17 protein-coding genes and 1 pseudogene are annotated in these 17,410 nt (G+C 56.4%); 10 read left to right on the top strand and 8 right to left on the bottom strand.

From position 1 onward, the window contains the following. Window positions 1-321 (top strand): annotated as a pseudogene (locus NP596_RS13605) (TonB-dependent receptor); the annotation flags it as partial. A gap of 47 nt (window positions 322-368) precedes the next feature. Continuing rightward, entirely contained in the window at window positions 369-1,652 is a 1,284-nt protein-coding gene (locus tag NP596_RS13600; RefSeq protein ID WP_256615924.1) for a PKD domain-containing protein, read from the top strand. 184 nt (window positions 1,653-1,836) lie between these two features. Here the strand turns inward: NP596_RS13600 and NP596_RS13595 are convergent, their stop codons facing one another. Genes NP596_RS13595 through NP596_RS13585 form a run of 3 tightly spaced genes read right to left on the bottom strand, consistent with a single transcriptional unit; the run spans window position 1,837 to window position 3,982 of the window. Further along, window positions 1,837-2,331: a DNA polymerase III subunit chi gene (locus tag NP596_RS13595; protein WP_256615923.1), complete on the bottom strand. Its 495-nt coding sequence runs from the start codon at window positions 2,329-2,331 to the stop codon at window positions 1,837-1,839. Then, a complete protein-coding gene (locus tag NP596_RS13590; protein WP_504130271.1) occupies window positions 2,289-2,438 on the bottom strand; it encodes a GDCCVxC domain-containing (seleno)protein in 150 nt (49 codons plus the stop codon). The genes NP596_RS13595 and NP596_RS13590 overlap by 43 nt, the downstream gene beginning before the upstream one ends. Window positions 2,439-2,497: 59 nt before the next feature. Beyond that, window positions 2,498-3,982 (bottom strand): leucyl aminopeptidase, encoded by a 1,485-nt coding sequence (locus NP596_RS13585; protein WP_256615921.1) that lies wholly within the window; start codon window positions 3,980-3,982, stop codon window positions 2,498-2,500. Between the two features lie 151 nt (window positions 3,983-4,133). Here NP596_RS13585 and lptF point away from each other — a divergent pair, with 151 nt between their 5' ends. From lptF to NP596_RS13565, 4 genes are all read left to right on the top strand, one after another. Then, on the top strand, window positions 4,134-5,270 hold the full coding sequence (gene lptF / locus NP596_RS13580; RefSeq protein ID WP_256615920.1) for an LPS export ABC transporter permease LptF: 1,137 nt from the start codon (window positions 4,134-4,136) through the stop codon (window positions 5,268-5,270). Then, window positions 5,267-6,334, top strand: a complete 1,068-nt coding sequence (lptG, locus tag NP596_RS13575; RefSeq protein WP_256615919.1) for an LPS export ABC transporter permease LptG — start codon at window positions 5,267-5,269, stop codon at window positions 6,332-6,334. Before lptF ends, lptG begins: the two co-directional genes overlap by 4 nt. A gap of 145 nt (window positions 6,335-6,479) precedes the next feature. Continuing rightward, on the top strand, window positions 6,480-6,791 hold the full coding sequence (locus tag NP596_RS13570) for a hypothetical protein (RefSeq protein ID WP_256615918.1): 312 nt from the start codon (window positions 6,480-6,482) through the stop codon (window positions 6,789-6,791). 197 nt (window positions 6,792-6,988) lie between these two features. Beyond that, window positions 6,989-7,186, top strand: a complete 198-nt coding sequence (locus tag NP596_RS13565; protein ID WP_256615917.1) for a hypothetical protein — start codon at window positions 6,989-6,991, stop codon at window positions 7,184-7,186. Here NP596_RS13565 and NP596_RS13560 read toward each other — a convergent pair. The 5 genes from NP596_RS13560 to NP596_RS13540 form a co-directional block, all read right to left on the bottom strand. After that, window positions 7,173-7,835 carry an ABC transporter ATP-binding protein gene (locus NP596_RS13560; protein ID WP_256615916.1) on the bottom strand — a complete coding sequence of 221 codons (663 nt, stop codon included), beginning with the start codon at window positions 7,833-7,835 and terminating at the stop codon, window positions 7,173-7,175. The two genes, NP596_RS13565 and NP596_RS13560, sit on opposite strands and share 14 nt — an antisense overlap. Beyond that, window positions 7,832-8,968 carry an efflux RND transporter periplasmic adaptor subunit gene (locus NP596_RS13555; protein WP_256615915.1) on the bottom strand — a complete coding sequence of 379 codons (1,137 nt, stop codon included), beginning with the start codon at window positions 8,966-8,968 and terminating at the stop codon, window positions 7,832-7,834. Before NP596_RS13555 ends, NP596_RS13560 begins: the two co-directional genes overlap by 4 nt. Before the next feature lie 187 nt (window positions 8,969-9,155). Beyond that, window positions 9,156-10,472: a methanethiol oxidase gene (gene mtoX / locus NP596_RS13550; protein WP_256615914.1), complete on the bottom strand. Its 1,317-nt coding sequence runs from the start codon at window positions 10,470-10,472 to the stop codon at window positions 9,156-9,158. Between the two features lie 35 nt (window positions 10,473-10,507). Continuing rightward, on the bottom strand, window positions 10,508-10,780 hold the full coding sequence (locus tag NP596_RS13545) for a DUF4242 domain-containing protein (RefSeq protein ID WP_256615913.1): 273 nt from the start codon (window positions 10,778-10,780) through the stop codon (window positions 10,508-10,510). Between the two features lie 279 nt (window positions 10,781-11,059). After that, window positions 11,060-11,656: a TetR/AcrR family transcriptional regulator gene (locus NP596_RS13540; RefSeq protein ID WP_256615912.1), complete on the bottom strand. Its 597-nt coding sequence runs from the start codon at window positions 11,654-11,656 to the stop codon at window positions 11,060-11,062. A 255-nt stretch (window positions 11,657-11,911) separates the two neighbouring features. Between NP596_RS13540 and NP596_RS13535 the strand changes: the two genes are divergently transcribed. The 4 genes from NP596_RS13535 to NP596_RS13520 form a co-directional block, all read left to right on the top strand. Next, on the top strand, window positions 11,912-12,217 hold the full coding sequence (locus tag NP596_RS13535) for a hypothetical protein (protein WP_256615911.1): 306 nt from the start codon (window positions 11,912-11,914) through the stop codon (window positions 12,215-12,217). A gap of 179 nt (window positions 12,218-12,396) precedes the next feature. Next, a complete protein-coding gene (locus tag NP596_RS13530) occupies window positions 12,397-13,971 on the top strand; it encodes a bifunctional aminoglycoside phosphotransferase/ATP-binding protein (protein ID WP_256615910.1) in 1,575 nt (524 codons plus the stop codon). Window positions 13,972-14,038: 67 nt separating this feature from the next. Beyond that, window positions 14,039-14,605 carry a dCTP deaminase gene (gene dcd, locus NP596_RS13525; RefSeq protein ID WP_256615909.1) on the top strand — a complete coding sequence of 189 codons (567 nt, stop codon included), beginning with the start codon at window positions 14,039-14,041 and terminating at the stop codon, window positions 14,603-14,605. A 41-nt stretch (window positions 14,606-14,646) separates the two neighbouring features. Next, window positions 14,647-17,410: phosphorylase b kinase regulatory subunit alpha/beta (locus tag NP596_RS13520; protein WP_256615908.1), on the top strand; the 2,764-nt coding region annotated here is incomplete at its 3' end.

Here is a 17,410-nt window from a genome sequence, read left to right as displayed (position 1 = left end):
GACGACGTTCCGCGCCTGCCGCCGCTCAGGTTCGGCGCCGAAGTCGGTTTGGGCGGCCAACACTGGAATACCGCGTTGCGCTATACCCGCGCCGAAGCCCAAACGCATCCCGGCAACGGTGAAACCGAAACCGCCGGCTATCACTTGCTGGGCGCCAGCGCCGACTATCACTGGCGCGGCGCGGAACCGCTGGACGTCTGGCTATTCGCCAAGGCCAACAATTTACTGAATCAGGAAATCCGCAGCTCGGTGTCGTTTTTGCGCAATTTCGCCCCGGAGCCGGGCCGCAGCGTGGTCATCGGTTTTCGGGCCAGTTTTTAAACGCCGGATTTGCCAACCGCAATTCCGCATTCGTTAGGGGAGCCAACATGCAAAACACGATCATGAATCAACTCAAGCGCCGTCGGTGGCTGGCGCTCATCTGGCTGGCCGTCGCCGCGCCGGCGCAAGCCGTGCATCTGGATATAGAAATTTGGGGGGACGGCGACAGCATGCAAGCCGGTTTTTGCCGCACGCCCGGCGCGGTCGGTTGCGACCTTACCCAGTTGGTTACCAGCCTGAATTTGCCGGCCAACAGTTTGCCGGTTGACGGCGCCAGCGGAAAAATGATCTTTCTCAGCGATTTTCGCGATTTCGCGGGCGGCGCCAACAAAACTCCCAATCCCGGTTTTCAGGCCGTGCAAAATGCGTTGGAATCCGCCGAACTGGTCCGCTATCGGGCCGTGGGGCATCTGGAATTTTGGGATGCCGGTAGCCGTAGTTGGAATCCGGCCCCGCCGAGCGTGCAAATCAAATTGGCCGGCGGCATCGATCCCGGCGAGGTGATTACCGATTTCAACCAGTGCGGTGGGCAGTTGTTTTGCTTTACGCCCGGTGCCGGCGCCCAGAATGGCGCGACCTATTTTACCGGTACCGGCATAACCGGCCAGCCGGAAATGATAGTCGATGCCGCCAACGTCCAAGGTTCGCTGCATACCCATTTGAATTTCTTTCTGGAAAATCGCCAGGGCCTATTAGGCGGCCCGGTGGGCGCGTATTTGCTGGAAATGCAGGTGTTGTCCAACCGGCGCGGGCAGGCATCGGAACCGTTTTACGTGCTGCTCAACGCCGGTTTGTCGAGCGCGGACTACACCGACGCCCTGCTGGACAGAGTCGATACCTTGCCTCCGCCGCCGCCCGCGCCAGTGACGCCGCTGGCCCAGGCCGGCGCGGATCGGTTGGTCAGGCTCAACAGCCAAGTGGTTATGGATGCGTCCGCCAGCACCGACCCGCAGCCCGGCCCCAATCCGCTGAGTTTTAGCTGGCAACAGACGCAAGGCCCCTCGGTTACCTTGGTGGGCGCCAATAGCGCAAGCCCCAGTTTCATCGCCGTGCAAGCCGGCAATTACACCTATAAACTGACGGCGCACGACGGAGCCGGCAGCGGTTTCGACGAAGTGACCTACACGGTGCCTAGCCTGGGCGACATCGACCTGGACGGCGATATAGACCGGATCGACGTGGCGTTGATTCTGGCCGCCGCCAGCAAAAACCCGCAAGCGGACAGCAACGACATCCGCGACCTGGACGGCAACGGGGCGATTAACAGCACCGATGCGCGTCTGGCCCAGGCCCGCTGCAGCTTGCGGTTGTGCAATCCGACCCGGCGCTAGATGCTGGAAATCCTCCGGATCGCGTAGCCCGTATGCAGCACAGGGAAATACAGGAGCCGGTTTTAAGGACAGCCTCGCCCCGGATTCCGCTGCGCTGCATCCGGGCTACTTGCTATGGAAAACGAATTACACCGTAGGTCACGTTGCCGCGATAGCGGTTACGTGACAATTCGCGCATATCAAATCAGCCACCTGCCCGCGTTTCAATCCAAACCCCGCCCTCATTTCTATGGGTAACAATCTCCAACCCCGCCTCCAGATAATGCTTGTAGCGCCGGCGGCCGGCCTGCTTGCTTTCCTCGCTGTTGTCCAGTATTTCCACGATGCGCTCGGTGGGGGCGATGGTGGGCGGGAAGTGGCTGGACAGGTTGACGATGATTTTTTGCCAGTTTTCCGGAATGGCGTTGCCGCCTATCAGAACAGTGTTCGGATAGGCGGGCGGCCGATTATCATACAGCTGATGCGGCACGAAACTGCCGGCGCGAAACGTCCACAGCGCCTTGTCAAGTTCGGCGGCCTGCTCGGCGTCATCGGTTAATACATAGCAAAATTGGCCGCCGCGATAGATTTTTTCGATCAGCTTGCAGGCGAAATCCTGGCGCTGGTGTTGGGAGCTGGAGGCCAGCACATAAAAGACTACTTCGGGCACGGCTTGCAGCACGCTTGTTGAGGCGGGCATTTAACGCTGCCGTAGGAACAGAATACGCAGCAATCGCCGGGCTTGGGCCGCAACAGGGTATGGCAATGTTCGCACTCGTAAAACCACAGGCAGGCGTCGGTCGGCATGATTTCGGTTTTGGTATGCCCGCAATGCGGGCAAGTTAGCGCCGATGCCGTTTCCGGGATCATGCCGAGGCGCGGTCGATTAAATATTGGCTCAACAAGGCCACCGGCCGGCCGGTGGCGCCTTTGTTGGCGCCGGTGCGCCAGGCGGTGCCGGCGATGTCGATATGCGCCCAGCGGTATTTTTCGGCGAATTTGGATAAAAATACCGCCGCAGTAATGCTGCCGCCGTCCGGGCTGCCGATGTTGGCCAGATCGGCGAAGTTGGATTTCAGTTGTTCCTGATACTCTTCCCAAATCGGCATGCGCCAGACGGGGTCGCAGGCGGTTTCGCTGGCGCCGAGCAAATCGTTACAGAGTTTGTCGTCGTTACCGAACAGGCCGCTGGGTACCCGGCCCAGGGCGACGATGCAGGCGCCGGTCAGCGTAGCCATGTCGATCACGACTTCAGGGTCGTATTTTTTGGCGTAGGTCAGGGTGTCGCAGAGGATCAGGCGGCCTTCGGCGTCGGTGTTCAACACTTCTATGGTTTTGCCGGCCATGCTGGTGAGGATGTCGCCGGGTTTGTTGGCGTTGCCGTCCGGCAGGTTTTCCGAGGACGGAATCAGGCCGACGATATTCAGCGGTAGGTTCAGCATGCTGGCTGCGCGCAATATGCCCAGCACGCTGGCGCCACCGCACATGTCGTACTTCATTTCATCCATGCCGGCGCCGGGTTTCAAGGAAATGCCGCCGGCGTCGAATGTCAGACCCTTGCCGACCAGCACGATGGGTTTGGCGTGGCTGTCACTGCCTTGATATTCCAGACATATCAGTTTGGCCGGCTGGCGGCTGCCGCGCGATACCGACAGGAAGGCGCCCATGCCCAGGGCTTCCATGTCGCTTTCTTCCAGGATGTCGCAGGTCAGTTTGTCGTGCTGGCCGGCCAATACCAGTGCCTGTTCGGCCAGATAGGTCGGGGTGCAGATGTTGCCCGGCAAATCGGCCAGTTGCTTGGTCAAGGCCATGCCCTGGGCGATGGCGATGCCTTGCGCCAGGCCGGTTTCCGCCAAGGCTTTATTGGCATCGCCGGCTACCAGCGTCAGCGTTTGCAGTTGGATTTTATCGTCGCATTGCTTGGTGGAACTGTATTGGTACAGGCCGTCGTTCACCACTTCCACAATTTGCCGCGACAGCCATTGGGCGTCGGATTGGGCCAGTTCGATATCCAGCAATGCCGCGGCGGCGGTTTTGACTTTGCTGTCTTTTAAGGCTTTGGTCGCGGCCGCCAGGGCTTTGCGGAATTGTTTGCGGGTCAGTTTGCCGTGTTCGCCAAAGCCCACCAGTATTATGCGTTGAATGTTTTCGATCGGCAGGTTGTTGATTAACAGGGTTTCGGCATTTTTGCCCTTGATGTCGCCCCGCGCGACCAACTTGCCGATCAGGCCGCCGCAGAGGCCGTCCAAAACGGTAGCGGAAGGGCTGAGTTGTTGGTTTTCGTAAATGCCGACCAGCAGACAGTCGCTTTGCAGTTTGTCTAAGGTTACGCTTTCTATAGAATAGTCCATGGCAGTGTCTGTGAGTGTCTTAAAGTAAAGGGCATCCCTTGCGGGGGCATGTTCCGCGAATTATACATCACGGCGCTATTAACATAAGGCCGGGGGCCGGTTTAAATACGGCGCGGGCGGCTAAAAGAACTTCGCATCTTTGGAGAATTTTTTGAACATTGAGCACAATCTACCCAGTGCCGGCCGACCGTTTAGGTTGTTCACGGTGTTGGACAGGATGATCGTCAAGGATTTGTTTAAGACCGTGGTTTCGGTATTGACCGTGCTGGTGGTAATCATCGTCAGCCGCAAATTCATTAAAATTCTGGCGCAGGCCATCGAAGGCAACATTGCCGGCGAAACCGTTCTGGCTTTGCTGGGCTTGAAAATCGTCATAGCCGCGGCGACTTTTTTACCCGCCGCCTTGTTCATGTCGGTGTTAATGGTGCTGGGTCGCATGCACAGGGAGCAGGAAATGGCGGCGATTGCCTCCGCCGGCGGCGGGGTGTTTACTATATACCGGGCGGTATTCGGCTTGGTGGTGCCTTTGAGTATTTGCGCGGCCGGCTTGTCGATGTACGCGGCGCCGTGGGCGGAAGCGCGGAGCGAACAATTGCTGCACCTGGATAGCGAAAACGCCGATATTCGGAGCATTTCCGCCGGGCGTTTCAGCGAATACAGCAGCGGCGAACTGATTTTTTACACGGAAAATGTCGATGCCGGAGGCACCATGAGCAAGGTGTTTGTACAAAACAAGCAAGGCGACAAGTTGGGGGTGGTGAATGCCGAACGCGGACGGCTGGAATATTTGCCCGGCGGTTTGTATCTGATTTTGGAACAAGGCGAACGGGTGCAGGGGATTCCGGGGCAGAAGGATTACACCATCGAGACTTTTACGGAATATGCGGTTCTGGTGGAGAAAAAGGCGGTGGCCTTTGTGCCTCATTTGGAGGCGTTGCCGACGGAAAAACTCTGGCAATCGCGGGAGATCGCCGATATTGCGCACATTCAGGACCGGCTGAATGCGCCGCTAGGCGTACTGTTGCTGGCCTTTTTGGGCGTGCCGTTGGCCAAGTCCTCGCCGCGCGGTGGGGTTTACGGCAGCGTATTGGTAGCCTTCGGCATCTATTTTGCTTACGCCAATTTGCAGCGGGTCAATCATAGCTGGGTGATCAGTCAAATCGTGCCGGCCTGGCTGGGCTATTTTTGGGTGGAAGCGTTGTTGTTGATAGTCGGCTTGTTGATGCTGGTGCGTTTATACGGTTGGAACTGGGTGTTGCTTAAATTAACCGGCAAGGTGACGTTGTGAATGTATTGACGCTGTATATCGTCAGGGAAGTGACCAAGGGCTCGTTGCTGGCGGTGTTATTGCTGCTGACCCTGTTCAACCTGTTTACCTTTAGCGACGAGTTAAAGGATTTGGGGCACGGCCATTACGGCTTGAAGCAGATTTTATGGTATCTGGCGCTGACCTCGCCGCGGGTGTTTTTCGATCTGGTGCCGTCGGCGGCATTGCTGGGCAGCCTGTTTGTAGTGGGCGCCATGGCCAACAATCGCGAAATTGTGGCCATGCGGGCCGCCGGTTTGTCCACGGGCTGGGTTATCCGCAGCATTATGTTGGCCGGCCTGGTGCTGGTGGCGATCGCGGTGGGAGTGGGCGAATTCGTGGCCCCGGCCAGCGAACGCGCGGCGCAGATTTTAAAGACCACCGCCCAAAACAATGGCGTGGTGCTGCGCTCGCAATACGGCATGTGGTTGCGAGAAGGCAACCGTTTCATCAATGTGCGGCAAATTCTGGACGACGGTTCTCTGGGCGATATCCGGGTGTATGAAATCGACGAACAGCATAAATTGAGCCGGGTCACTCAAGCCGAGCACGGCCGGTTTTTAGGGAATAAGCAATGGCAATTGACCAACGTCAAACAGTCCTTCATTTCGCCTAGGCAAATCAATGCCGATAGCTTGTCTGAAATGAATTGGCAATCGGCCATCGATTCGGATTTGTTGAAAGTGGCGGTGGTGAACTCCGATAATTTGTCTCTGTTCGATTTGTACAACTACATCGCTTTCTTGAAAGCCAATAATCAAAAATCGCAGAATTACGAGCTGGCTTTCTGGAGCCGTTTGATCAACCCATTGGTGACCTTTGTGATGCTGATGGTGTCCGCGCCGTTTGTGATCGGCATCGGCCGCGGCATCGGCACCGGCGGCCGCATCATGATGGGGGTACTGATCGGCATGAGCTTTAATATTCTGGACCGGATTGCCGGCCACATGGGGTTGGTGTACGACATGAATCCGATGTTGATGGCCATGGCGCCCAGTGCGCTGGTGTTTTGCATGGCGTTATACGCCGTGTGGCGGACGAGTTGAATCCGTTTGTAAAATAGCGGCCGTTGTATAATTTTTTATTTAACTATTCGGCGTAGGTTACGGCTAGCGCCTAACCCAACGCATCGGCTGGCATTCGCTGAATAGTTGCTTTTTTATTTGATTTGTTGAAACCAGAGGGATCACAATGCGTAAAACAAACCGTTCGATAATGAGTCTCGCCGCCATGGGCTTAGCCATGTTAATCGGTGGCTGCGCCAGCGAACCCGTGCCGTCGCCGGCGTCGGAAAAAATCCTGTCCGGCGAGCAAATGTTGCGGGACAGCCAGGGTATCGCCCAATTGGGCAGCCGTTGGCAGGAAGGTAAGCAGATGGTGGAAAAGGGCTTGGCGATGCAGCGCGACGGCCAGTTAAAAATCGACCAAGGACGGGCCATGGTGGAAGAAGGACAGAAAATCATGCTTGAAAGCGAAGAGGGTTATAAAAGCATTAAAAAATAATGCCATCGGCCTTGCGGATAGCCGGTTCGGGACGCCCAAGCCGGCGCGGTTTTCGCGTCTTGTCCGGTCGTCAATGGGAGATAGAACTTTTAGCCCGGCCTATTGCCGAATCCTAAAGCCGAAAATGCGGGTTTTTCGACAAAATCATTAGCGGAATGTACTTATTCTGACTGCCTCTAACACAAAGGAGGGTCAACATGAAAAAAGTACGGAACATTGTTTATTGCTCACGTTGCGGCGATGAAATACCGGCGGAGGAATTAGCGCTACTAACCGGTAACACTTGCGCCTTGTGCAGCCACATGCAACAGGAAGCCCGGCAGATTCGCCAGGCAAAACCCAAACACCCCGCAACGCTACCGCCGCTGCGCGTCCTCTCCGTCAATGCTCGATAGTGCCGTCCACAATACGAATGCGGCGGGCGGCCCGCTCGCCGATGCTGCCGTCGTGGGTGATGATCATCAGCGTCACCCCTTGGCCGTTGAGCGTTTCCAATAAATCGATAATTTCCATACCGGCCTTGCTGTCCAGATTGCCGGTGGGTTCATCGGCCAGCAAGATCGAGGGCCGCATAATCATGGCCCGGGCAATGGCGATGCGTTGTAGTTGGCCGCCCGACAACTGGCTGGGTTTATGCTCCGCCCTATCCAATAAATTCACCTCCGCCAAGGCTTGCCGTACTTTCTGTTGGCGCGCTTTGCTGTTCATGCCCGCCAGAATCAGCGGCATTTCGATATTTTCGGCGGCCGTCAGGCGCGGAATCAAGTGAAAAAACTGAAACACAAAACCGATGTTTTCCCGGCGGATTTTGGCCAGCTCGTCATCGCTTTGCCGGGTGACGTCATGCCCGTTCAAGATATAGCGACCCGAAGTCGGCTGGTCCAGCAGCGCGATGATGTTCAGCAAGGTGGATTTGCCCGAGCCGGACGGACCCATGACCGACACATAGTCGCCGTGCCGGATCGATAGGTCGACGCCGTTTAAGGCGCGCACGGTCTGCTCGCCGACCTGAAAATGGCGGTGAATGCCGCTGAGCTGAATCATGGCTTGATAGCGACCTTGGCGCCGTCGCTTACGCCTTCCTTGCCGATCGACAGCGCGACCCGGTCGCCGGCGTTCAAGCCGGATACGACTTCGGTATAGTTCCAGTTGGATAAGCCGGGTTGAAAACTCTGTTCATGCAGGACATTGTCGTCGTCCAGTTTTAGTACCCGGTTGTTTTCCAGAATGGCTTCCGCCGGCAACCTGAGTACGTCGTCTTTTTTCGCCAGTTGCACTTCTATATCGGCACTGTAGCCGGGTAATAATTCCGCCAGATCCTTGGGGTCTCTCAAGGTCACTTCCACTTCCACGGTGCGGGCCTGTTTTTCCTTTTCCAGCACATAGGGCGCGATGCGGGTGACGACGCCGGAGCAGCGTTTGTCCGGAAAGGCATCCAGGGATACGCAAGCCTGCATGCCGGTTTTGATCGCGGCGGCATCGACTTCGTCTATCGGTGCCGATACCGTCAGGCAGCTGACATCCAGTAAATCGATGGGCGGCAGGGTGGGAATGCCGGGCGGCGACGGCGTGACGAATTCGCCGAGCTCGGCATTCACTTCGGCCACGGTGCCGTCGAAAGGCGCCAATACCAGAGTGCGGCGCACGGCGGCTTCGGCGACCGCGACTTGCTCTTCCGCCACTTCAATATTCTGTAGCGCCGCCCGGCAGGCCGCGCGTTGCGATTTGCCGTTGCTGACCGCTTTATCGACCTGTTCGACCGAGACTATCTGTTTACTGCTTTGCAAGCGGGATAATCGGGCGGCTTCGCGTTCCGCGCTGCCCGCCAATTGGCAGGCCTGCTCGGCGTTGGCCCTATTGGCTTTGACCTGGGCTTTTTGCAAGCCGACCTGGGTTTTTAAATCCTGGTTCCAGACTTCCAGCAGCAGTTGCCCTTGGTTGACCTTGTCGCCTTCCTTGACGTGCAGTTCGGCCACTTGGCCGCCGGTGGCCGGGGCCAAATAGGCGCGGCGGCAGGCTTTGACCGTGCCGACCCGGGTGTTGGCTACCGTGGACTGCACTGGGCCGGTCGTCAACGTATACATTTCCACCGCAACCGGTTGCGGGCGCCGGCTGTAGACAAACAGAGCAATCAGTAGCGCCGCGGCTGCGGAAAGGACCAGGGATTTAGTTTTCATGGTGGTGGCTGAGCGAACCGGAATGGCATAAGGCTGTTAGCCTACCGCGTCTAACCCGATTTTTAAAGCGGCAGTTTCGGAGGATAAATCAAACCGGCGGCGGGGAAGCGCTTAACAAAATCCGGCTTGTCCAGCGCCGCCCCAGCGAAAAAATGGGCTAGGCTGGATAAGCCGGCAGCGTTAAAAATTACATCTCGGCTTTTTTGCCGTATAGCGAATAAGCGCCGAACCGCATTTGATGAGCCCGGCCCAGTTTCTCTTTATTGAAATCAATCGAGAACTGTTCGGTCAGCTTTTCGCCGTCCCAGCTATAGGCTTTAAAGAACTGCTCGTTATCCGCACCCTTCTTGTCCCAGTTGGCCAATAGCGAGGAGGTGTAATACAGGCGTTTGCCGTCCCAACTGGACGACACCATATTGACCTGGGCGGCGATTTTTTGCTCGAACACTTGTTTGGGGTGGAAGGGGTCGCTGATGTCGAAGCGGCGGGTCATGCCGTCCATGAAGGTGTTGACCCACAGGGTTTTATCGTCGCTGGAAATGGAAATATCCACCGGCAGCGGGATTTTGGCCGGTTCGCCAATGTCCGCGACATCCTTGGCTTGCCATTCGCCCTTGTCGTCCTGGTGTATCAGCCAGATTTTCGAAGTCAACGCGGTGCTGGTGAAGCAGTAATTGTGGTCCTCAGCCCAGGCGCAGCGGATTTCCAAAGGCGCGCCGGGTACGTCGAAGACTTTTTTCGGCTGGCGGCTGTGCAAATCCCATTGCACCACGGTGTTGCCGAAGCGCTTCATGGCTTCCGGGTCGGCCAGCATTTTGCCGAAGTCCATCATATAGTTCGACCAGCCGGTAAACGACGAGGTCAGCATCAGGTTTTTCCTTGGTAATACCCGTACGTCGTAGTTGTAGCCGTCGGCATATTTACCGGATTTGATCGCGCCCTGCAGATTGCTGTCGGTCGGCAGCCAATACGTTGCGATGTAATCGCCGGCATTGCTGTATTCGACAATGGCGGTACGGCCGCCGTGGTCCTTGTTATTGGACAGGCCGGTGATGATCATCCGTCCCGGCAAAGCGTACAAGCTGTGCGGGCCGACCACGCCGCCGCTCTTGGCGACGAAATCGGTGATGGTCTTGCTCAGTTTAGGTTTGGCCGGGTCGCTGGCGACGTCGAAGATAAAGATCTTGTTGGTGTCCAGGCCGCCTGCCCACAGGAAACGGCGGTCGTCGGTAAAATCGGAATGGTGGGCTTCGTTACGGCCGCCGACCGACAGGCTGCCGACCACCTTGCCGTATTGTTTGGATTTGGGATTGACGTCGACGGTGACCAGTTTGTCCTGCTCGTCGCCGACCCCTTCCGCGCCCAAGGTCCAGATGTAAACGAAATCCTCCTGGCCGGTGATTTTCGCCATGTACGGCGAGGAGCAGGTTTCGTCGGCGCCGGCCGACAGGCTGGCGGTGCCGAGCAGTAGCACGGCGGTGAAGGTGCTGAATTTAAATTTCATGGTGTTCTCTCCCCAGAGTGTTTTATGGTGGTGTATTAATCGCCCGTGGTCGGGTCGATGATGGTCTTGATTTCTTCGATGCGATTGGCGGGGAAACCGCCTTGCGAGGCGTGTTCGCGGATGGCTTGTTCGCTGTCGGCAATGTAGATGCAATAGACTTTATCGCCGGTCACATAGCTATGCAGCCATTGGATTTGCGGGCCCATGTCGCGCAGTATGCAGCAGGATTTTTGGGCGATACCCTGTAGTTCGGTTGGAGTCAGTTTACCGGCTCCGGGAATATCGCGTTCTATAATGTATTTTGGCATTACAATCTCCTAATAAATGACCGGTCGTCTACTCGGTCGAATCTAAAAAAGCCGCCGGAAAGGCAGCGGTTATTTACATTGTTGTAGGATGTGCCGACGATAGGAGGCGCATCTGTCGCGAAAGATGCGCTTCACTGCGTTCAGCACATCCTACGGCACTGCATTCATAAATGCTTGCCCCGTGCAAAAAGTTAGCTCCGATTAGCGTAGCGTAAGCGGAGGAATATTGAACGCTTCCCGTACGATTACGCTGTCAATAATCGTAACTACGAGTTCTTCTCAAGCCCTAAAATAATCGTCCAACAAATCCCGGCAAACCGCTTGCAAGGGCTCTACCGATTGCTCGACCTTCATCCGCAGCAGCGCGCCTTGCCAGCCGTTCAGCATCAGATCGGCCATGCTTTTTGCAGACTTATCCAAACGCACCTTGCCTTCTTGTTGCCCGCGCTCCAAAGCGGTTTTTTGTAAATTGCTGTAGCGTTCGACGGCATCCAACAACGCCTTTTGGCATAAGGGGCTGGTATCGCCTACCTCGCCCATCAGGTTGCCCAGCAAACAGCCGCCTTTAAAACCGGTTTGCTGAACTTCCGTTATCAGTTCCGCATAATAAGTTTTTAAGGCCGATAAACCGTCCAGAGCCGGATTTTGCAAATGCGCCGATAGCCGCTGGATGAAGGGTTCTATGTAATGGCTGACTGCTTCGGCGGCGAACTGTTCCTTGCTGTTGAAATAACTGTAAAAAGAGCCTTTAGGGATTTGCACCGTATCCAGAATCTCTTTCAAACCGGTGGCATGGTAGCCTTTTTCCAGCAATAGGCTAACCCCCTGTTCCAGCAGTCTGTCTTTTTTGATTTGTTTGGGCTTTAAATTCGGCATGAGCTAATTATGCGACCGGTCGTCTTTATTGTAAAGTTTAAATTTTCCCCGGTATGCCGGCTTGACCATTAATCCATTGCGTTCAGAAATGTTTAAGCCAAGGCGGCTAAGGTGAAAAACTCGAAAAAGCCGCTATTGGCAAGATCGGCCAATAGCTGGTATATTGAATTAAATTATTGATATATAACATAAATTTTATACTTGTTTACCCATAGGGGCGCTGTTAGCCCGCAGATTGAACATCGGTTATTCGCCATGAATTCGGAAACGCATTTTCGCCGCAATTATGCAAGACGCCAAAGCGAAAGGAGGACTAATCCCTTCCCGTTCAATTCGCCGGAATGGATAGCCGTGGTGATGGAAAACTATGAGTTATGGCCAAAATACGATCGTAGAGAAATGGAGCGCCGTACGGCGGACCGGCGCGCGGCCGAGCGGCGCACCCAGCGGAGAAATTCCTTGGCGGCCAAGCATTTACGCCAATCCGGCCGGTTATTTTCCGACGACATTTTGGCGGAAGATGAAAAGAAAATGATCATGGACTTGTTCCGCGACGGTTGAGCGTTAAGCGGACTTGCCTTGGTTTTGCCGGCTGTGCGTCGCGCGCAATTTATCCGATAGAAGCGGCCGCGGAGGCTGGCATGTTTTCAATTTTTTTAACCGCGCGATAGCGGCGGCTGTTATATTCCAAACGCCTGGCTTTAGGCTTCTCATTTCAGCGGCAGGATACGGGAAAATCCATGGTAAACGGCGATTTGGACAGCACATTGATCGAGTCTTTAAAAAATCCGGCCTGTTATCCGCACGAAGCGGAGACGGTACGCCTGTTGGAAACCCATATCTCCTGGGTGTTATTGGCGGGCGACTTTGCCTACAAAATCAAAAAACCGGTGGATTTCGGCTTCCTGAATTTTTCCGAATTGGCCGAACGGCAACGTTTTTGCCGGGAAGAACTGCGCCTGAATCGGCGGCTGGCGCCGAGCCTGTATCTGGATGTGGTCGGCATGGGCGGCAGTCCGCAGCAGCCGGTATTCGGCGCCGAACCGGCTTTTGAATATGCGGTCAAAATGCGCCGTTTCGCCGAAGCGGATTTGCTGGACCATGTGCTGGAACGCGGAGCCTTGACCCGGCTGCACCTGCAAAATCTGGCCGATACCCTGGCCGGATTTCACGCCGGCTTGCCGCCGGCCGAGGCCGATGCGGGCTACGGCGATGCCGAAGCGGTAGCTTTGCCCGCCAGGCAAAATTTTCAGCAACTGGCCTTGTTATTGGATCGAACCCATGACGCCGGACTGGCCGATTTGCAGGCGGCCAGCGAACGGGAATATGCCGCCTGCCGAAGCCTGTTTCAGCAACGCCTGCGGGCCGGCAAGGTACGGGAATGCCACGGCGACTTGCATTTAGGCAATATCGTTTTACTGGAAGGGCAGCCGACGCCGTTCGACGGCATAGAGTTCAATCCGGCTTTGCGCTGGATCGATGTCATGAACGACATCGCCTTTCTGCTGATGGATTTGCAACAGCGTGGCCGCCCCGATCTGGCCTTCGCTTTTCTCGATGCCTATTTGCAAGCCAGCGGCGATTACGCCGGCTTGGGCGTATTGCGGTTTTATCTGGGTTACCGGGCCATGGTGATGGCCAAAGTCGGCGCGATTCGGGCGGCGCAGTTGGGCGGGCAAAACGGCCTGGGCCAATGCCTGCGTTATCTGGCCTTGGCCGGACGGTTTTATGAGCCGCCGAAACCAAGCCTGGTCATCACGTACGGCCTGCCGGGCTGCGGCAAAACCACCGTCTCGCAACTGATCCTGGAACGATTCGGTTTCATACGTATACGCTCCGATGTCGAACGCAAGCGCCTGTTCGGTTTGCAGCCTCTGCAAGCCAGCGGCTCGACCTCGGCTGGCGGCATCTACAGCCAGGCAGCGACGGCCAAAACCTACCGGCATTTATTGCAACTGGCCGAGAGCATCCTGCAATGCGGCTTTTCGGTCATCGTCGACGCGGCCTTTTTAAAGCAGGCCGAACGCCGGCAGTTTCGAGCGCTGGCGAATCGGCTGCGCATTCCGTTTGCGATCGTGGCGGTCGATATCGACGAAGTATTGCAGCGGCAACGGCTTAGCCGGCGCCGAAACGATGCCTCGGAAGCCGATAATGCGGTGTTGGATTTATTAAAAAACGCCGGCGAACCTTTGACTGCCGAAGAGCGCGATGTCGCGGCGGAATTGCACAATAACGGCGCCATCGAAGCGCTTATTTCCCAAACCCCGGCCTGGGAGCGGTTAAATCGGCTGTTGCGGCGGCTTGACGCGGATTAAGGCTAAATTTTTCCGCCTCGATATGCTATTTTGACCGCTGTTTTCTTATTTAACTGCAACAAGCCTCATGAGCATAAAATCAGATCAATGGATACGCCGTATGTCCGAGCAACACGGCATGATAGAACCGTTTCAGGCCGGACAGGTGCGCGAATCGGCGCAAGGGCGGATCATTTCCTACGGCACCTCCAGTTACGGCTACGATGTGCGCTGCTCCAACGAATTCAAAATTTTCACCAACATCAATTCCACCATCGTCGATCCCAAGGATTTCGACGAAGGCAGTTTCGTCGACGTAAAGTCCGATGTCTGCATCATTCCGCCCAATTCCTTCGCCTTGGCGCGGACCGTGGAATATTTTCGCATCCCCCGCGATGTGTTGGTGGTCTGCTTGGGCAAATCGACTTACGCCCGCTGCGGCATCATCGTCAACGTCACGCCCCTGGAACCGGAGTGGGAAGGCCACGTGACGCTGGAGTTTTCCAACACCACGCCGTTGCCGGCCAAGATATACGCCAACGAAGGGGTGGCGCAGATGCTGTTTTTCGGCGGGGATCAGGTTTGCGAAACTTCCTACAAGGATAGAGGCGGGAAATATCAGGGACAGGTGGGCGTCACTTTACCCAAGGCATAAGCGCCTTCCGAGCGATGTATAAACAATTTTTCAGTCAGAATATGTCAGCGACCCCAGCGCCTACGGGCAATTCCCCCTCTTTGGCGCCGGACGGCCTGGAAAGTTATTACCGTCAGGTGCAGGGTATTATCCTGAATCGGCAGGATTGGGTCAGCGGCTTGTTGCCGGCCAGTACCGCCGTCACCACGCACGGCAATTATACCGACGCCTGGGTGCGCGATAACGTCTACAGCATTCTGGCGGCTTGGGGGCTGGCACTGGCCTACCGGCGCGGCGGAGACCGCCCGGACCGGACTTACGAGCTGGAACAAAGCGTCGTCAAGCTGATGCGCGGCTTGTTGACCGCCATGCTGCGCCAATCCGCCAAGGTGGAAAAATTCAAGCATAGCCAGGACCCGATGGATGCCCTGCATGCCAAATACGATACCCATAGCGGGGACGTGGTGGTCGGCGATCACGAATGGGGGCATCTGCAGCTGGATGCCACCTCGCTGTTTCTGCTGATGCTGGCACAGATGACCGCCTCCGGCCTGCGCATCGTGTTTACCCTGGATGAAGTCAATTTCGTGCAAAATCTGGTGCATTACGTCAGCCGGGCCTATCGCACCCCGGATTACGGCATTTGGGAGCGCGGCAATAAAATGAACCACGGCCAAGCGGAATTGAATGCCAGTTCCATCGGCATGGCCAAGGCCGCGTTGGAAGCGCTGGCCAATTTCAATTTGTTCGGCAAGGACGGCGGCCAGAGTTCCATCATTCATGTGGTCAGCGACGATATCGCCCGCACCCGTATTACGCTGGAATCGTTGCTGCCGCGCGAGTCCATTTCCAAGGAAGTCGACGCGGCGGTGTTGAGCGTGACCGGTTTTCCGGCCTTTGCGGTCGACAATCCGGAATTGCGCCATAAAACCCAGGCGGCCATCGTGGAAAAGCTGCAGGGCCGTTACGGTTGCAAGCGCTTTTTGCTGGACGGTCATCAAACCGTGTTGGAAGACCACAACCGGCTGCACTACGAACCGCACGAGCTGAAGCAGTTTGCGGATATCGAATGCGAATGGCCGCTGTTTTTCTGCTATCTGTTGCTGAATGGCTTGTTTAACGGCGACGTGCAGAGCGCGTTGGACTATCGCCGCAAACTGGAAGCCCTGCGGGTGGAGGAAAACGGCCAGTGGCTGCTGCCCGAGTTGTATTGGGTGCCGGCGGCAGCGGTTGAGGCCGAGAAGGCCGATCCGCACAGCCAACAACGCAATCCCAATGAAAATGTGCCGCTGGTTTGGGCGCAAAGTCTGTTTATCTTAGGTTGCCTGCTGCAGGACGGCTTTATCGATTTGGCCGACATCGATCCGCTGGGCCGGCATCTGGCCACCGAACAAAAGCCGCTAGCCGCCGTGCAAGTGGCCCTGTTGGCCGAAGACGACGCAGTGCGGGCGGAATTGAATGGGTATGGTATTCCCTGCCAGACCCGTGCGGAAATCGCGCCGATTCAGGTGCGGGAAGCCAGCGAGTTGGCGGCTGCTTATACTCAAGTCGGCCGTAACGACCGTATCGGTCTCAGCGGAAGGCCCTTGCGCCAGTTGCGCACCCTGTCCACCTCCAAGCTTTACGAGTTGGCCGGCGAGCCGTTGTTGTTCCTGCCGCAGTTTCTGGATCAAAAAGGCTTTTACATCGCCATGGACAACCAGCTGTTGATTCAGCGTTTGCGGCTGGAGTTGGCTTATATCGCCAAGCATTGGGACAAGCCCGGCCAGCCTTTGGTCGTCATCAATATCAAACAAAACATGCTGGCGGGCGAAGACGGGCAGGTATTGCTGGGCTTTATTCAACAGCTGCAAACCGGCAGTCTTAACGGCGTGTCGATTCGCTTGGCGCCGTTGGCCGGTTTTCTGGATGCGGTTTGCCGGGAAAAAATCGGCTATTTACACGATTTCAAGTTTTCCGAAGTGATTTGGAGCGAGCCGGAGCGGCCGTTTGCGGATCTGCTGGCCCATGGCGATCCTCTCCCGCAACCCTTGGATAATTACCAGTTGACCGAATGGGAAATCGGCGGCGATGAGGTCTTGCTTGCCGCCTTGCAGCATAACGGCAATCTATTCGCCCAACTGGAAGCATTGGCGCTGTTGGCCCAGCGCCACGGCTTGGAGCATGATTGCGGCCTAAGCAACGGTTCGGGGCAAAGTGCCCAAGTACGGGATTTGCTGGAGGAGGTTTATCTGCGGGCCGGCGATTCGCATCTGTGGCAAATCGTGCGCCGCTGCGCCGGACTGTTGGGTAAATACGATATTAATCTGGAGCAGGCGGCCACGGAAATTCTGGTCCGCCAGCACGGCTTGACGGTGGGCCGCGCCTATAGCGGCAAAGCCACGCTGCGCAGACCGACCGACTCCTGGCGGATCCTGGAAACCATCCGCGGCTTTAATCCGGACGACAGCAGCCAGCAGATCCTCACCCAGGAGTTGATCATTTACCTGGGCATGCTGATCAAGCTGAATCCGGCCCTGTTTGCCGACATGCATACCATCCGGGTCGGGCACATTCTGCAATTGATCATAGCCCGGCAAAAGCGCCTCAGCAGCAGTTCGCTGGACGCGGCCTTCGGCGAGATACTGGCATTGCCGCCGCATTGCCTGTCGCAATTGGTCCAGGAAACCCTGGAAGATTACAGCAATAGCGAAACTCAATTGGGGCGGGTGGAAACCTTGCGTTACGAAGGCGAGCGGCAAGGCCTCGGCGCGGCGCGGTTTCCGGCCGGCATGGACCCTCAACACTTCGGCGGCGCCGAGGACTGGTATGCCTGGCGCGAGCAGC

Source organism: Methylomonas rivi, from assembly GCF_024505165.1.
Lineage (GTDB): Bacteria > Pseudomonadota > Gammaproteobacteria > Methylococcales > Methylomonadaceae > Methylomonas > Methylomonas rivi.
This window is presented reverse-complemented; position numbering and strand designations above follow the sequence as displayed.

What these genes read in the sequence shown, in the direction of transcription:
- NP596_RS13600 (WP_256615924.1), top strand. Translation starts at nt 369, where the DNA reads ATGCAAAACACGATCATGAATCAACTCAAGCGCCGTCGGTGGCTGGCG.
- NP596_RS13595 (WP_256615923.1), bottom strand. Translation starts at nt 2,331, where the DNA reads ATGCCCGCCTCAACAAGCGTGCTGCAAGCCGTGCCCGAAGTAGTCTTT.
- NP596_RS13590 (WP_504130271.1), bottom strand. Translation starts at nt 2,438, where the DNA reads ATGCCGACCGACGCCTGCCTGTGGTTTTACGAGTGCGAACATTGCCAT.
- NP596_RS13585 (WP_256615921.1), bottom strand. Translation starts at nt 3,982, where the DNA reads ATGGACTATTCTATAGAAAGCGTAACCTTAGACAAACTGCAAAGCGAC.
- NP596_RS13570 (WP_256615918.1), top strand. Translation starts at nt 6,480, where the DNA reads ATGCGTAAAACAAACCGTTCGATAATGAGTCTCGCCGCCATGGGCTTA.
- NP596_RS13565 (WP_256615917.1), top strand. Translation starts at nt 6,989, where the DNA reads ATGAAAAAAGTACGGAACATTGTTTATTGCTCACGTTGCGGCGATGAA.
- NP596_RS13560 (WP_256615916.1), bottom strand. Translation starts at nt 7,835, where the DNA reads ATGATTCAGCTCAGCGGCATTCACCGCCATTTTCAGGTCGGCGAGCAG.
- NP596_RS13555 (WP_256615915.1), bottom strand. Translation starts at nt 8,968, where the DNA reads ATGAAAACTAAATCCCTGGTCCTTTCCGCAGCCGCGGCGCTACTGATT.
- mtoX (WP_256615914.1), bottom strand. Translation starts at nt 10,472, where the DNA reads ATGAAATTTAAATTCAGCACCTTCACCGCCGTGCTACTGCTCGGCACC.
- NP596_RS13545 (WP_256615913.1), bottom strand. Translation starts at nt 10,780, where the DNA reads ATGCCAAAATACATTATAGAACGCGATATTCCCGGAGCCGGTAAACTG.
- NP596_RS13540 (WP_256615912.1), bottom strand. Translation starts at nt 11,656, where the DNA reads ATGCCGAATTTAAAGCCCAAACAAATCAAAAAAGACAGACTGCTGGAA.
- NP596_RS13535 (WP_256615911.1), top strand. Translation starts at nt 11,912, where the DNA reads ATGAATTCGGAAACGCATTTTCGCCGCAATTATGCAAGACGCCAAAGC.
- NP596_RS13530 (WP_256615910.1), top strand. Translation starts at nt 12,397, where the DNA reads ATGGTAAACGGCGATTTGGACAGCACATTGATCGAGTCTTTAAAAAAT.
- dcd (WP_256615909.1), top strand. Translation starts at nt 14,039, where the DNA reads ATGAGCATAAAATCAGATCAATGGATACGCCGTATGTCCGAGCAACAC.